The sequence below is a fragment of the Pseudomonas sp. PICF6 genome, assembly GCF_009831705.1.
GTDB classification, from domain to species: domain Bacteria; phylum Pseudomonadota; class Gammaproteobacteria; order Pseudomonadales; family Pseudomonadaceae; genus Aquipseudomonas; species Aquipseudomonas rhizophila.
Genome location: NZ_WUUD01000026.1, coordinates 506784 through 522291, shown reverse-complemented (window position 1 = coordinate 522291; position 15508 = coordinate 506784). Strand labels below are relative to the sequence as shown.

Sequence of the window (15508 nt, the reverse complement as noted above, 5' to 3'; positions counted from 1 at the left end):
GGGGATTTGTGGTGGATGATCGATCGCGCCCAATACGCCACTGTTCCCGTCGGCCGACGATGCAGGCAAGATGAAGGCCTGCAAGTCAGAACACAGGAAGCTGATCGTGACCGAAGCGTTTATTGTCGTTCAAACCGCCGAACAAGCCGTGGATCGTCTGGCGGCCCTGCACGAGCGTGCGACCACTGCGCTGAACCAGGCGCTCAAGCGGTACCTCAAGGATCGCATCGAGCCGGATGCCGAACAGCGGGCGTTGTTTCGCTATCCCGCCCTGCGCCTGACCTATCACTGCCATGGCGAAGTCCCGCAAACCACCCGCGCCTACGCCAAGGTCCAGTTGCCGGGCACCTACAGTGTCACCGTCACCCACCCGGCTGCGTTCCGTAAATACCTGCTGGAGCAGTTGGTCCCGCTGATGCACGACTTTACCGTCACCGTGGAAGTGGGTGTCAGCGAGCAGAACATCCCCTATCCCTACGTGGTGGAGCAGGGTGATGAACTGGCCGGCTCCGGTGTGACTGCCGCGGTGCTGGCGCGAGTGTTCCCCAGTACCGACCTGTCGGCCGCCACCGATGGCATTGCCGACGGCCTCTATGACTGGGAAAACACCGACCCGCTGCCGCTGGCGTTGTTTGACGCGGCGCGGGTGGACTTTTCCCTGCGTCGGCTGGTGCATTACACCGGCAGCGACTGGCGCCATGTGCAGCCCTGGATCCTGCTGACCAACTATCACCGTTATGTGGATCAGTTCATTGTCCATGGCCTGGAGCAACTGCGCAGTGACCCGCGTTTTGTGCGCATGGTCCTGCCGGGCAACGTGATCATCGAAAAGAGCATGGACCACGGTGAAGCCTCGGCGATCGCCGCGGGCGTGGTCTGGCACCGCTACCAGATGCCGGCCTATCACCTGCAGGCCAGCGACGGCCACGGCGTGACCCTGGTGAACATCGGCGTCGGGCCGTCCAACGCCAAGAACATCACCGACCACCTGGCCGTGCTGCGCCCCCACTGCTGGCTGATGATCGGTCACTGCGGTGGGCTGCGGCAGTCCCAGACCATCGGCGACTACGTGCTGGCCCACGCTTACATGCGTCGCGATGGCATCCTCGACCGGGTCGTGCCGCCGAATATTCCGATCCCGGCCCTGGCTGAAGTGCAGATGGCCTTGCAGCAAGCGGCGGCCAATGTCACCGGTGAAAAGGGCGACGAGCTGAAGAAACGCCTGCGCACCGGCACTGTGCTGACCTACGACGACCGCAACTGGGAATTGCGCTGGGCCCAGGAGCGTCCGTTGATCAACCTGTCCCGCGCCGTGGCGGTGGACATGGAAAGCGGCACCATCGCCGCTCAGGGATACCGCTTGCGGGTGCCGTACGGCACGTTGCTTTGTGTCTCGGACAAACCGCTGCACAGCGAGATCAAATTGCCGGGTTCGGCCAACGCGTTTTACGAACGGGCGGTCAACCAGCACCTGAAGATCGGCATCGCGGCGCTGGACCTGTTGCGCAACGAACTCAACTCGCTGCACTCGCGCAAGTTGCGCAGCTTCGACGAGCCGCCGTTCCGCTGATGAACTGATCCCGGTTGAAGGGGCAGTGGTTATTTAACGGTCGGGCCACTAGCATGGTCGGCCCAGACCGTTAGATGTTGTGTTTGCCATGCCTCGTCCGCCACGTCCCGCTTCCCGCCGCCCTGGCGCGAAACCTCCCGCATCCGCCCCGCGCCGTGTGGCCAAGGCCCCGCCGGCCGAGCCGAGGCTGATCCTGTTCAACAAACCCTTCGATGTGCTGACGCAGTTCAGTGACGATCAAGGGCGGGCGACGCTCAAGGACTTTATCGACGTGCCCGGCATTTATCCCGCCGGGCGGCTGGATCGCGACAGCGAAGGGTTGCTGCTGCTCACCAACGACGGGCAATTGCAGGCCCGCATCGCCGACCCCCGGCACAAACTGGCCAAGACCTATTGGGTGCAAGTAGAAGGCGAGCCCAGTGCCGAGCAATTGCAGCGTCTGTGCGCAGGCGTGGAACTGAACGACGGCATGACCTTGCCCGCACAAGCGCGGCAACTGGATGAGCCGCAGCTATGGCCGCGCAACCCGCCGGTGCGCTTTCGTAAAAGCGTGCCGACCAGTTGGCTGGAACTGGTGATTCGCGAAGGGCGCAACCGTCAGGTACGGCGCATGACCGCCGCGGTGGGCTTGCCGACATTGCGTCTGGTGCGGGTCAGGATCGGTGACTGGACGCTTGAAGGGCTGGATCAGGGACAGTGGAAGGAAGTGCCGGCGCGTTTATAAGGTGCCCGTCTCGATCAGGCCGATCACCACGCTCTTGATGACGAATGCCGCCACGCCCAGTCCCAGCACAAAAAACAGGATGAACGAGCCAAAACGCCCGGCCTTGGACTTCTTCGCCAGATCCCAGACGATGAAACCCATGAAAATGATCAGGATGCTGACAAGGCCAGTCATCATCCACTCTTCGAAAACCACAGGATCCATCGAAACACTCCGGCGTGGGCGAGGTTGAAAAGGCGGGGCGAGTATACGGCATGGAAAGAGGGCGAAGGATTGGGCTGCGACGGTGTGTCGCAGCTATTCATCGCCTGGGCTGACGCAGCGGTGTTCTCTTCAGTCGTGGTGGACACCGGCCCGCTTGAGCATCTGTTTGCAGCGTTCGGACAAGTGAAACACCCGCAGGTGCTTGCCGGCCTTGCTATAGCGTTCACGCAGGGTCTTGAGCGCCGCGATGGCCGAATAGTCGACAAAGCTCAAGTGACGGCAGTCCAGGGTCACCTGGGACGGATCGTTGGCCGGGTCGAACTGGTTGAGAAAGGGCGTGGTCGAGGCGAAGAACAGGGTGCCGTGCAGGCGATAGAGCTTGCTGCCGTCCGCTTCCAGATGCGCATCGGCATACAGTTCCCGGGCCTGTTGCCAGGCAAAGTTGAGCGCCGCAATGATAATGCCGCACAGCACGGCGGTGGCCAGATCAGTGAATACCGTGATGGTCGTCACCGCGATGATCACCAACACGTCATTGACGGGCACTTTGTTGATCACCCGCAGCGAGGCCCAGGCAAAGGTCTGCTGGGACACCACGAACATCACGCCTACCAGCGCGGCCAATGGGATGCGTTCGATCAACGGCGACAGAAACAACACGAACAGCAGAACCATCACCCCGGCAATCACGCCGGATAACCGGCCGCGCCCGCCCGAACTCAGGTTGATCACGGTCTGGCCGATCATTGCGCAACCGCCCATGCCGCCGAACAGTCCTGAGGCCATGTTGGCCGCGCCCAACGCTACGCACTCGCGGTCCGGGTAGCCGCGGCTCTCGGTGATCTCGTCGGTCAGGTTCAGGGTCAGCAGGGTTTCCAGCAGGCCGACCATCGCCATCACCACCGCATAGGGCGCGATGATCCGTAAGGTATCCAGGTTCCAGGGAATGTCCGGCCAGACAAAAGCCGGCAGGCCGCCGGCGATATGCGCCATATCACCCAGGGTGCGGGTCGGCAGCCCGAAAAAGTACACCGCCAGGCCAACCCCCAGGATCGCCACCAGGGCCGGCGGAACACTGCGGGTCAGGCGCGGCAACAGGTAGACAACGGCCATGGTCAGCGCCACCAGGCCGATCATCAGGTACAACGGGCCGCCGCTGAGCCAGGTTTCGCCGCTCTTGAAGTGCTCCAGTTGCGCCAGGGCGATGATGATCGCCAGGCCGTTGACGAAACCGAGCATCACCGGGTGCGGCACCATGCGCACCAGTTTGCCCAGCCGCAACAGCCCGAACGCCATCATGATCAACCCGCCCAGCAGCACAGTCGCCAGCAGGTATTGCACGCCGTGTTGCACCACCAGCGCGACAATCACCACGGCCATCGATCCCGCCGCGCCAGACACCATGCCTGGCCGCCCACCGAACAGCGCGGTCAGCGTGCAGATGATGAAAGCGCCATACAACCCCATCAACGGGTTGAGATGGGCCACCAGGGCGAACGCGATGCATTCGGGCAGCAAGGCAAAAGAAGTGGTGAGGCCGGCGAGGGCGTCGGCGCGAAGACGTGCTGGTTTCATGATTGTCCTGGCGGGGCAGCGCCTGAGAGTCGACTGCCGTGGGCGTGGTGCAAAAACAGGGTGGGGATGGTACGGAATTGAGTGCGGTGCGGCCAGTGGTTGGTCGTCGTATGGATGATTGCGGGGCGGCTTCGCAGCCCGGAAGGCGCACGCTTCCTCGCCACGGGAGACGGCCAGGGATGAAAATCCTGCGCTGAATTTACATGGCAGGTGGTGAGCGATGTCCGTCAGCGACATTTCTTGTCTGTGTACGAAAATTACTTTCAGCGCGTTTGAAGATTAATCCTCGAAATGATTTATGAGTTTCACAAACACAACGACGTGACCCCATTCGAGGAGTAACGCATGGCCCCTGCATTCGGTTATTGGCTGTTGGTCTACGCGGCCATCGCCATCATTGCGCTGATCGTTTTGATCGCCCGATATCGGCTTAATCCGTTCATTGTCATTACGCTGGTGTCCATTGGCCTGGCGCTGCTGGCCGGGATGCCGCCGTCCAGTGTGGTCGGGGCGTATGAGGCGGGCGTGGGCAAGACCCTGGGGCACATCGCGCTGGTGGTGGCCTTGGGCACGATGCTCGGCAAGATGATGGCCGAGTCCGGCGGGGCCGAGCGCATGGCGCAAACGCTGATCGAGCGCTTCGGCGAGCGCAACGCCCATTGGGCGATGGTGTGCATTGCCTTCCTGGTGGGGCTGCCGTTGTTTTTCGAAGTCGGTTTCGTGCTGCTGGTGCCCATCGCGTTCACCATTGCCCGGCGCGTGGGCGTGTCAATCCTGATGGTGGGGTTGCCGATGGTCGCCGGTCTCTCGGTGGTGCATGCCCTGGTGCCGCCGCACCCGGCGGCAATGCTGGCGGTGCAGGCGTTCCAGGCCTCGGTGGGGCAAACCATGCTGTACGCGATCCTGATCGGTATTCCTACCGCGATCATTGCCGGCCCTGTGTATGCCAAGTTCATCGTGCCGCGCATCCAACTGCCGGACGATAACCCGCTGGAGCGCCAATTCCTCGACCGCGAGCCCCGCGCCAATCTGCCAGGTTTCGGGATAACCCTGGGGACCATCCTGCTGCCGGTGGTGCTGATGTTGATCGGCGGTTGGGCCAACCTGATCTCCGAGCCGGGCAGCGGCTTCAATCAGTTCCTGCTGTTCATCGGCAACTCGGTGATTGCCTTGCTGCTGGCGACCCTTCTCAGCTTCTGGACGCTGGGCCTGGCCCAGGGCTTCAACCGTGAGTCGATCCTCAAGTTCACCAATGAATGCCTGGCGCCAACGGCCAGTATTACGTTGCTGGTGGGCGCTGGCGGTGGTTTGAACCGGATCCTGGTGGACGCCGGAGTCACTCAACAAATCGTCGGCCTGGCCCAGGAATTTCAATTATCGCCACTGGTCATGGGCTGGCTGTTCGCCGCCCTGATGCGTGTCGCCACCGGCTCGGCCACGGTGGCGATGACCACGGCCTCCGGTATCGTCGCCCCCGTGGCGATCGGTCTGGGCTATCCCCATCCCGAGCTGCTAGTGCTGGCCACCGGCGCCGGGTCGGTGATCTTTTCCCACGTCAACGACGGCGGCTTCTGGCTGATCAAGGAATACTTCAATATGACCGTCACTCAAACTTTCAAGACCTGGACCGTACTCGAAACGCTGATCTCCCTGGTTGCGTTCGGCCTGACCCTAGGACTTGCGCGCTTGCTTTAATCGCAGCGCTCCAACACAGGTGCCGTCATGGACATCCTTTACCAGATTCGCTCCCGTCAGGATTCCTTCAGCGCCGGCGAAGGAAGAATCGCCCGGCTGATGCTCGACGACGTAGGGTTCGCCGCCTCGGCCAGCCTGGATGAACTGGCCCAGCGGGCCGAAGTCAGCAGTGCCACGCTGTCACGGTTTGCCCGTACCGTTGGCTGCCGCGACCTGCGGGACTTGCGCCTGCAACTGGCCCAGGCCAGTGGCGTCGGCAGCCGGTTTCTCGACCCCGCCGGCGCGCCCGAGCAATCGGCGTTTTATGGGCAGATCGTCGGCGATATCGAGACGACGCTGCGTCAGCACCTGTCGGCATTCGAGGAGTCTCGGTTCAGCGACGCGGTGCGGATGCTCGGCAAGGCGCGGATGATTCATGCGTTCGGGCTCGGCGGTTGGTCGGCGTTGTGCGGCGAGGAGTTGCAGGTACGGCTGGTGCGTTTCGGCTACTCGATTGCCGCCTGCCGGGATCCGGTGATGATGCGCATCACCGCCACCTCATTGAGCCAGGAGCATTTGGTCATCGCCTGTTCACTCACCGGCATCACCCCGGAACTGCTCGGCGCGGTGGAACTGGCGCGCAGTTATGGTGCGCCCATCCTGGCCATCACCCGCGCCGACTCACCGTTGGCCCGACTGGCCGATGTAGTGTTGCCGCTGCAAGGCGCGGAAACCTCGTTCATTTATAAGCCCACGGCGGCGCGCTACGGCATGCTGCTGGCCATCGATGTGCTCGCCACCGAGCTTGCGCTGGCCCACCCTGAAGACAATCAAGAGCGTCTGCGGCGAGTCAAACTCGCCCTGGACGATTACCGCGGCGGCGACGATCACTTGCCGCTGGGAGACTGAGATGCTGTACGACACGCTTATCCGCAACGCACGGGTCATCGATGGCAGCAACACCCCCGGTTACAGCGCCGACGTGGCGATCCGTGCCGGTCGCATCGAGCGCATCGCCGACCTGCGCGATGCCCGGGCAATCGAAGAAATAGACGCCGCCGGCCGGGTGCTGGCTCCAGGGTTCATCGATGTGCACACCCACGACGACACGGTGGTCATTCGCCAGCCGCAGATGCTGCCCAAACTCAGCCAGGGCGTGACCACGGTGATTGTCGGCAATTGCGGTATCAGCGCTTCGCCGGTGAGTTTGCGGGGCGAGCCGCCGGACCCGATGAATTTGCTCGGCACCGCCCAAGCGTTCGTCTATCCGCGTTTCGATGATTATCGTTCGGCGGTGGAAGCAGCCACGCCGGCGGTCAACGTGGCGGCGCTGGTGGGGCACACGGCGCTGCGCAGCAACCACATGGATGATTTGTTGCGCACCGCCAGCGTGGGAGAAATCGCCGCCATGCGTCAGCAACTGCGCGAAAGCCTGGAGGCCGGCGCACTGGGGTTATCCACAGGCCTGGCCTACGCCAACGCATTTTCGGCCTCCACCGATGAAGTCATGCAACTGACCCAAGAGCTGAGCGCATTCGGTGCGGTCTACACCACCCATCTGCGCAGCGAATTCGAACCGGTGCTCGAGGCCATGGACGAAGCGTTCCAGATCGGCCGTCACGCCCGCAGCCCGGTGATCATTTCCCACCTCAAATGTGCGGGTGCCGGGAATTGGGGGCGCAGTCCGCAGGTGCTCGCGGCGCTGGAGAATGCGGCGAAAACCCATCCGGTCGGTTGTGATTGCTATCCCTATGCGGCCAGCTCCTCGACTCTGGATCTCAAGCAGGTGACCGATGCCCATCGCATCACCATCACCTGGTCGACGCCTCATCCGCACATGGGAGGGCGCGATCTGGCTGACATCGCCGCCGAATGGAATGTGCCGCTGCTGGATGCTGCGCGGCGCCTGCAACCGGCCGGCGCGGTGTACTACGGCATGGACGAAAGCGACGTACGACGAATCCTCGCCCACCCGTTGTCCATGGTCGGCTCCGACGGTTTGCCGGAGGATCCGTTTCCGCATCCGCGCTTGTGGGGGGCTTTCCCGCGGGTGCTGGGGCATTTCAGCCGAGACATCGGGCTGTTTCCGTTGCACACCGCCGTGCACAAAATGACCGGCCTGTCGGCGGCGCGCTTCGGCCTGAAGGACCGTGGGGAAATTCGGGAAGGGCATTGGGCGGATCTGGTGTTGTTCGATCCTCATACCATCAGGGATGTCGCCGATTTCAACGAGCCGCAACGGGCCGCCGAAGGTATCGATGGGGTTTGGGTCAACGGCGTCTTGAGCTACCGCGAGGGCCGGGCGAACGGGCGCAGGCACGGGCGGTTTCTGGCGCGAGAAGGGGATCTACGCCGTGGATTCAGTTCGTCACCCGGCGCTTGAGAGGTGGAAACACAATGGAATGCCCTTGTGATCTGCTTCTCAGTGGTGGCATTGCGATATTAAAGAAGCCGGTGATATAGCCGAAGCAATGAGTTCAACCCATCTAAACTGGGTCTTTTCAGCCAGGGAGCAACCCATGAGCTTCGGTAAAACCACCCCGATCCTGCGGATCTTCGATGAAACCAAGGCATTGGCGTTCTATGTCGACTTCCTGGGATTTACCGTCGACTGGCAACATCGCTTTGGTGACGATTTTCCGCTGTACCTGCAAGTCTCTCGCGACGGATGCGTGCTGCACCTGTCCGAACACCATGGCGACTGCACCCCGGGCTCGGCACTGCGCATCGAAACGGATGAACTGGAAGCTTTCCAGGCGCAACTGCTGGCCAAGCAATACCCCTTCGCCCGCCCTCAGATTCAGGCCATGCCGTGGGGTAGCCAGGACATGACGGTGGTGGATCCGTTTGGCAATCGGTTGGTGTTTACCAATGGGATTAGTGTGTAACGAGGTTGGATACATTGATGGGCGAGCGGGGGCGTTGGGCTAGATCTGCCGCCACGTGACGAAAGAGCCAAGGTGATGGATCTTTTTGACTGATTGTAATGACATTGCGCAAAGCGCCCATTTCTTCCGGGAAATGGGCGCTTGTCATGATCAGACCCGGAAGTGACTCACCATCATCTGCAATTGATTACCCAAACGTGCCAGTTCAACACTGGACGCTGCGGTTTCTTCGCTGGCGGCGGCGGTCTGTTCGGACACGTCGCGTACGTTGATGATGCTGCGGCTGATCTCTTCGGCCACGGCGCTTTGCTCTTCGGCGGCGGCAGCGATCTGCTGGTTCATCGACTGGATGTTCGACACTGTGCGGGTGATGTTTTCCAGTGAGACGCCGGCCTTGCGAGTCAGGGCTACGCTGCTGTCGGTGAGGCTGCGGCTGTTGTTCATCACGGCGGCCACTTGTAGGGTGCCGTTCTGCAGACCGGCCACCAGACCTTCGATTTCCTCGGTGGACTTTTGTGTGCGCTGGGCCAGGCCACGGACTTCGTCGGCCACCACCGCGAAGCCACGACCGGCTTCACCGGCGCGCGCCGCTTCGATTGCCGCGTTCAGGGCCAACAGGTTGGTTTGTTCGGCGACGGCCTTGATCACGTCCATGACACTGCCGATCTTGTCGCTTTCCTGTTGCAGCACGGTCATGGCGTCGGTGGAGCGCTCCACTTCACTGGCCAGGCGCTCGATCTGGGCGATGGCTTCGTTGACCACCTGGTCGCCGGCACGGGCTTCACCGTCTGCGGCGGCGGCTGCCAGGGATGCCTCTTCGGCGTTGCGGGCAACTTCCTGAACCGTGGCAGTCATCTCGTGCATGGCGGTCGCCACCTGATCGGTCTCGACTTTCTGGCTGTTGACGCCGGCGCTGGTCTGCTCGGTTACTGCGGACAATTGTTCGGCAGCACTGGCGATCTGGGTCACGCCATCACGGATGCCGCTGATCAGATCGCGCAGGGTCACGCCCATGCGTGCGATGCCCTGTTGCAGTACGCCCAGCTCATCGCGACGGGTAACGATGAGGTTGTGCGAGAGGTCGCCACTGGCAATGCGATCGACCACGGCCAGGGTTTCGCGCAGCGGTCGGGTGATCTGGCGAGTGATGATGACCGCCGCGATGATGCCTACCAGCAATGCCAACAACGTGCTGACCAGTTGCAGGGTGCGGGCCTGGGCGCTTTCGGCATCGCGACGGTCGAGCTGGATCTGATACAGCTGTTCGCTCAGGGAGACGATGGTCGTGCCCTGGTCGGTCATTTCCTTGCGAGCCTGCGCCGCCTCGGCAATGGCCAGGGTGAAAGCCTGGACGGAGCTGCGGTATTGAGTCAGGGCAGCTTCGAGCTGACGCAGCTCACCTTGCCGGGTGCTGGCGAAATACGCATTCAGCGGTTGGAGCGAAGCGAGGGCGGCATCCAGTTGGGCGACGGCCTTGCGTTCGTTTTCGGGGTTGCTGTTGGCGGTGTAGCCGCGCACTTCATAGCGGGCCAACATGAACGCCTGCTTGGCCTCGGTGATTGCCTGGTACTGTTCCAGGCGCTGGTCGCTCGAGAGCATTTGCTGAACGTCGGTATTGATCGTCTCGATCAGCTGGTAAGCGGTCCCGGCGTTGGCAGTCATCGCGTCGCGGGCGGTGTTGGCGCTGCGGTAGGCGTTGCGCATTTTGTTCAGGGACACCTGATAGGCGCTGATCGTCGCGCTCTGCTCCTTGAGCAGCTTGACGTTTTCCGGGCTCTTGAAGCTGCTCAGCAACGCGTTCTGTTGCGCAACGAAACTATCGAGGGTGGTTTGCACATTCTGTGCGGCGGTCTCGTCGCCATTGGTGAGCATGTATTGCAGGCGCACGACCCGAAGTTTGGTCAAGCCGGCATTGAGCTTGGTGATGTCGCTCATCCAGTTGCTGCGGTCGATCAGCCCTCCCAGGCTGGTCCAACTGGTCAGCGCCAGGACGCAGGTCAGTACCAGCACCAGGCCAAAGCCCAGGCCCAGTTTCATGTTGACGCTAATGTTGCCAAACCAGCTATTCATCATATTCCTCCAGGAACGTTGTGCTGCTTGATCGTCGGTACGCTGGAAGATTGTTGTTTTTGAGCCAGCTAAAACGTGTAACAGGGCTGTATCGGCTGCCGACTCTGGATCTGAAAGGATTTTTTTGGAGTGTCAGGCATTGGCTGGAGAACTTGCTGCGCGCCTCAGGGTTATCCTGAATTCCAGGCAAAAAAAAGCCCGCGGGAGGGCGGGCTAAAACCTTAGTTTCTTGAATGAGCGAGGGGACTTTACCCAATCACGCGAACGCGTGGGGTGAAGAAAAGTTCATGAGAGGCGGGTGGCAATGAGCAGAGAACGAAGCCCTCAACCTGGATCAGATTGAGGGCTTCTCTGCGCCTGACAACCTCACCTCAGATCAAACCGATCCAGGTTCATCACCTTGACCCACGCCGCGATGAAGTCGCTGACGAACTGCTCCTGCGCATCTGCGCTGGCATACACTTCGGCCAGGGCCCGTAGTTGGGCGTTGGAGCCGAAGACCAGATCGACACGAGTACCGGTCCATTTGACCTGACCGGTCTTGCGGTCGCGGGCTTCGAACGTTTGCTGGTCGTCTGAGAGCGGTTTCCATTCCACGCCCATGTCCAGCAGGTTGACGAAGAAGTCGTTGGTCAACGCACCTGGCCGTTGGGTGAAAACCCCATGCCGGGTTTGGCCGACATTGGTATCGAGTACGCGCAGGCCGCCGATCAGTGCGGTCATTTCCGGTGCACTGAGGGTCAGCAGTTGCGCCTTGTCGATCAGCAGTGCCTCGGCGGATACGCGATACCTGCCCTTGAGGTAGTTGCGAAAGCCATCGGCGATGGGTTCAAGAAAGCCGAACGACTCGACGTCGGTCTGCTCCTGGCTGGCGTCCATGCGCCCCGGCGAAAAAGGCACCGTCACGCTGAGCCCGGCATTCTTCGCCGCCTGTTCAATGCCGGCGCTGCCAGCCATCACGATCAGGTCCGCCAGGGAGATTTTTTTACCACCGGACTGGGCCCCGTTGAACTCGTCCCGGATTTTTTCGAGAGTCGCCAGCACATGCGCCAATTGTTCCGGCTGGTTGGCCGGCCAATCTTTCTGCGGGGCCAGACGCAGCCGGCCACCGTTGGCACCGCCGCGCTTGTCGGAGCCACGGAAGCTGGACGCGGCCGCCCAGGCGGTGGACACCAGTTGTGAAACCGACAGGCCCGAGGCCAACAGCTTGCCTTTGAGGGACGCGATGTCGCTGTCGTTGACCAGAGCATGGTCCACTGCCGGGATAGGGTCCTGCCAGAGCAGCTCTTCGTTGGGCAGTTCCGGGCCGAGGTAGCGCGAGAGCGGGCCCATGTCGCGGTGGATCAACTTGAACCAGGCCCGGGCAAAGGCGTCGGACAACTGCTCTGGATTCTCCAGGAAGCGCCGTGAGATTTTTTCGTAGATCGGGTCGAAGCGCAGCGCCAGGTCAGTGGTCAGCATGGTTGGATTGCGACGCTTGGACGGATCATGGGCGTCTGGAATGATACCCGCGCCAGCACCGTTTTTCGGTGTCCACTGATGCGCACCGGCCGGGCTCTTGGTCAGCTCCCACTCAAACCCGAACAGGTTCTCCAGATAATTGTTGCTCCAGCGGGTGGGCGTGGTGGTCCAGGTCACTTCCAGGCCACTGGTGATGGTGTCGGGGCCTTTGCCGGTGCCGAATGCGTTCTTCCAGCCCAGGCCCTGTTGTTCCAGGCCGGCGGCTTCAGGCTCGGCGCCGACATTGTCCGCAGGCCCTGCGCCGTGGGTCTTGCCAAAGGCATGGCCGCCGGCAATCAGGGCCACGGTTTCTTCATCGTTCATCGCCATGCGGCCAAAGGTTTCGCGGATATCCAGCCCCGCAGCGACCGGGTCCGGTTGACCCTCGGGGCCTTCCGGGTTGACGTAGATCAGCCCCATCTGCACGGCGGCCAGCGGGTTCTCCAGATTGCGCCCCAGATCGGTACGGCTTTCTTCATTGCCCGGCTCGGCCACCAGTTGTCCTTCGCCGGGATCTTGCATCGCGGCTTTATCCGGCTTGCCGTAGCGGGTGTCGCCGCCCAACCATTTGTTTTCGGAACCCCAGTAGACGTCTTCATCCGGCTCCCAGACGTCGGGACGACCGCCGGAAAAACCGAAGGTCTTGAAGCCCATGGATTCCAGCGCGACGTTGCCGGTGAGCACGATCAGGTCGGCCCAGGATATGTTGCGACCGTACTTCTGCTTGATCGGCCATAACAGCCGGCGCGCCTTGTCGAGGCTGACGTTGTCCGGCCAGCTGTTGAGGGGCGCAAAACGCTGTTGGCCGGAGCCTGCGCCACCGCGCCCGTCGCCGGTGCGGTAAGTGCCGGCGCTGTGCCAGGCCATACGGACAAAGAGCGGGCCGTAGTGCCCGAAGTCCGCCGGCCACCAGTCCTGGGAGTCGGTCATCAACGCATTCAGGTCATTTTTCAGGGCCTGGAAATCCAGGCTTTTGAATGCTTCGGCGTAGTTGAAATCCTCGCCCATGGGGTCGGACAGCGGGGAGTGTTGGTGCAGGATTTTCAGATTCAGCTGGTTGGGCCACCAGTCACGGTTTGTGGTGCCACCACCCGCAGCATGATTGAACGGGCATTTCGATTCGTTTGCCATGAGGAGCTACCTTGGTCGTATTCATCCAGCTATCCAGCCCGAGCGGGCTCTATAGCGACAGGTGAAAATCAATACGTAGATGCAGGGCTCACAGTTCGCTCATTGATCGTTCGGCCTTCCGGCAATCGACGTCGATTGCCCGCATCGTGGCCCACGGCAAGCCCAGTACGTTTCGAACGCTTTCGTATCTCTTATCAGGTCTGATCCGGCCAGCTTACGCTGGCGCTGAATCAAGGCTAGTCTTTCTGTGGCAGATCGCTAATAGCCGCAGTATTAATGGTTAATAGGCAGATTCTTTTACCCGGCTTGCCGGTCGAGGCAGATGATAGGGCCAGCGCTTGGTTACGGGAGAGGACCGGACCATGAACGAACGCCCCCGCAGCACGGCCATCCACGAAGCCGGCCACGCCTTGGCTTTTTGGTGGAACGGCCAGCCTATAAAACGCGTCACCGTACGCACCCGGGCTGAAGCCCGCGCGGGACCGATGTTCGACCTGCTCGGTCACCCGCAACACGCCGAAGGGTTAGTGGAGGCCGATTACCTCGTCCTGCGCCCGGCCTTCACCGCCCGGGGAATTGCTGAATATTTGCCATCGATGGTCGACTTTATTGAACGCGACCTGATCCATTGCTTTTCAGGGCCTGTGGCCGAAGCGATCTACCGACATCGCCAATCCGACCGGCTGTTCCGAAGCAGTGGCCGCGCAGACCTCGTCCGGGGGCATGAACTGATCAGCCTGCTGCCCCCACGCCTGTTGCTCGACGCCGAATCCCGAGCCATCGCCCGTAGCAGTTGCCTTGTGCATCGTTACTGGTTTGCCGTCCGCGCGGTGGCGGACCTTTTGCAGGAGCAGGGGGCGATCGAGGGAGAGACCGTCACCGCACTGCTGCACGAGATTACTGGGGAGGCGCCGGTGCGGTTGGGGAATGAGGTGAGGAGCCTTGATGCTTGAGTTGTAGCGGATGATGTAAAAGCTTGGTGATGCCGGGGTTTGTGGGGGAAGCGTTGGCTGTGGCAAGCGCCAACCGAGCGGCTTACCATGCCAAGCAGAGGCCAAAGGAGCGAACTCATGCAAACGCTCAAAGTTGCAATCGCCGGATTCGGCGGCGTCGGACGTGCCACAGCCGACCTGCTCCTGTCCCGACACGAGCGCTATCGCCAGGTTTACGGCGTGGACGTTAGCCTGGTCGCGGTGTGCGGATCACGTGCAGGCCTGGCTGACGCGAACGGCCTGCACCCGCATCAGTTGAATGCACTGCAGGCGGGTCTTTCAGGGCCGGATTTCGTGATGGCGAGCGGCGCAGACGTTCTTATCGAGGCAGGGCCGAGCGATTTTCGCAGCGGCGAGCCGGGTTTTGCCTACCTTCGTACGGCGCTGTCGGCCGGTCTGGACTGCATCGTTATATCGAAGGGCGCTCTGGTCCACAGCGGGCGACAATTGCGCGAACTCGCGCAGGCCTCGGGGGCGATGCTCAAACTCAGTGGTGCAGCCGCTGCCGCCCTGCCGACACTCGATCTTCTCGACCATAGCCTGGCCGGCTGCAAGGTGCTCGCCCTCGAGGGCATCCTCAACGCCACGACCAACTACCTGCTTGACGCCATGAGCACACAGGGCCTCAGCTTCGATGCGGCGTTGCGTGAAGCGCAGGCAGGAGGGTTCGCCGAAGCTGACCCGCGCAACGACACGGAAGGCTGGGATACCGCGTGCAAGCTCCTGCTACTGGCCAACTTCGGTCTTGGTGCCGATCTGACGATGGACGACCTGGTGGTCGAAGGTATTCAGTCAGTCACGGCAGAGCGCATCGAGGCGTGGCGCGAGAGGGGGCTCGTTCCCAAGCTGATCGCCAGCCTCACCTGCGCAGACGGTGTTATCCGCGCCAGCGTCGGCATCAAGGCCTATCCGCTGTCCGACCCGTTCGCCCACGTCAGCGCAAAGAGCAAAGCGATCCGTATCAGCAGCGACGCAATGGGCGAGACGCTGGCAATCGGCTGTGGCGCTGAGCCGATCGCCACCGCAGCGGCCGCGCTGAAGGACCTCGAACACATCCTCATGGCCAGGACTGCTCGGTACTCATCTCTTTCGCAACCCCCATCCTGACCCTGCGTACCTTGCCACTGTGCCGCAATCAGGCCTTCTCCCATGGGCCAAACGTACTCGGTCTGCAGTTTCA

Annotated in this window: 12 protein-coding genes; 8 read left to right on the top strand and 4 right to left on the bottom strand. The window is 61.8% G+C overall.

The window, feature by feature from the left end:
* The first annotated feature begins 70 nt into the window (after window positions 1–70).
* Together amn and GSM73_RS18815 are read left to right on the top strand one after the other, a co-directional pair.
* The gene (amn, locus tag GSM73_RS18820) at window positions 71–1570 is read left to right on the top strand and encodes an AMP nucleosidase (protein ID WP_160893475.1); all 1500 of its coding nucleotides are present in this window, start codon (window positions 71–73) and stop codon (window positions 1568–1570) included.
* 157 nt (window positions 1571–1727) lie between these two features.
* The gene (locus GSM73_RS18815; RefSeq protein ID WP_160893474.1) at window positions 1728–2294 is read left to right on the top strand and encodes a pseudouridine synthase; all 567 of its coding nucleotides are present in this window, start codon (window positions 1728–1730) and stop codon (window positions 2292–2294) included.
* Here GSM73_RS18815 and GSM73_RS18810 read toward each other — a convergent pair.
* Both GSM73_RS18810 and GSM73_RS18805 read right to left on the bottom strand, forming a co-directional pair.
* Window positions 2289–2498: a DUF2788 domain-containing protein gene (locus GSM73_RS18810; RefSeq protein ID WP_047230243.1), complete on the bottom strand. Its 210-nt coding sequence runs from the start codon at window positions 2496–2498 to the stop codon at window positions 2289–2291. The genes GSM73_RS18815 and GSM73_RS18810 overlap by 6 nt on opposite strands.
* Window positions 2499–2627: 129 nt before the next feature.
* On the bottom strand, window positions 2628–4073 hold the full coding sequence (locus GSM73_RS18805; protein WP_160893473.1) for a SulP family inorganic anion transporter: 1446 nt from the start codon (window positions 4071–4073) through the stop codon (window positions 2628–2630).
* Window positions 4074–4418: 345 nt separating this feature from the next.
* Here GSM73_RS18805 and GSM73_RS18800 point away from each other — a divergent pair, with 345 nt between their 5' ends.
* From GSM73_RS18800 to GSM73_RS18785, 4 genes are all read left to right on the top strand, one after another.
* Entirely contained in the window at window positions 4419–5768 is a 1350-nt protein-coding gene (locus tag GSM73_RS18800; RefSeq protein WP_160893472.1) for a gluconate:H+ symporter, read from the top strand.
* A 27-nt stretch (window positions 5769–5795) separates the two neighbouring features.
* Complete coding sequence (locus tag GSM73_RS18795; protein WP_047230240.1) at window positions 5796–6656, top strand: MurR/RpiR family transcriptional regulator; 861 nt, start codon at window positions 5796–5798, stop codon at window positions 6654–6656.
* A 1-nt stretch (window position 6657) separates the two neighbouring features.
* Window positions 6658–8130 carry an amidohydrolase family protein gene (locus GSM73_RS18790; protein WP_160893471.1) on the top strand — a complete coding sequence of 491 codons (1473 nt, stop codon included), beginning with the start codon at window positions 6658–6660 and terminating at the stop codon, window positions 8128–8130.
* Window positions 8131–8266: 136 nt separating this feature from the next.
* Window positions 8267–8635, top strand: a complete 369-nt coding sequence (locus GSM73_RS18785; RefSeq protein WP_047230238.1) for a glyoxalase superfamily protein — start codon at window positions 8267–8269, stop codon at window positions 8633–8635.
* 150 nt (window positions 8636–8785) lie between these two features.
* Here the strand turns inward: GSM73_RS18785 and GSM73_RS18780 are convergent, their stop codons facing one another.
* Entirely contained in the window at window positions 8786–10705 is a 1920-nt protein-coding gene (locus GSM73_RS18780; RefSeq protein ID WP_160893470.1) for a methyl-accepting chemotaxis protein, read from the bottom strand.
* Between the two features lie 366 nt (window positions 10706–11071).
* Entirely contained in the window at window positions 11072–13336 is a 2265-nt protein-coding gene (katG, locus tag GSM73_RS18775; RefSeq protein WP_160893469.1) for a catalase/peroxidase HPI, read from the bottom strand.
* Window positions 13337–13698: 362 nt separating this feature from the next.
* Here katG and GSM73_RS18770 point away from each other — a divergent pair, with 362 nt between their 5' ends.
* Both GSM73_RS18770 and GSM73_RS18765 read left to right on the top strand, forming a co-directional pair.
* Entirely contained in the window at window positions 13699–14289 is a 591-nt protein-coding gene (locus tag GSM73_RS18770) for a hypothetical protein (RefSeq protein WP_107321829.1), read from the top strand.
* A gap of 117 nt (window positions 14290–14406) precedes the next feature.
* Window positions 14407–15435: a homoserine dehydrogenase gene (locus GSM73_RS18765; RefSeq protein ID WP_160893468.1), complete on the top strand. Its 1029-nt coding sequence runs from the start codon at window positions 14407–14409 to the stop codon at window positions 15433–15435.
* The last annotated feature ends 73 nt before the right edge of the window (window positions 15436–15508 follow it).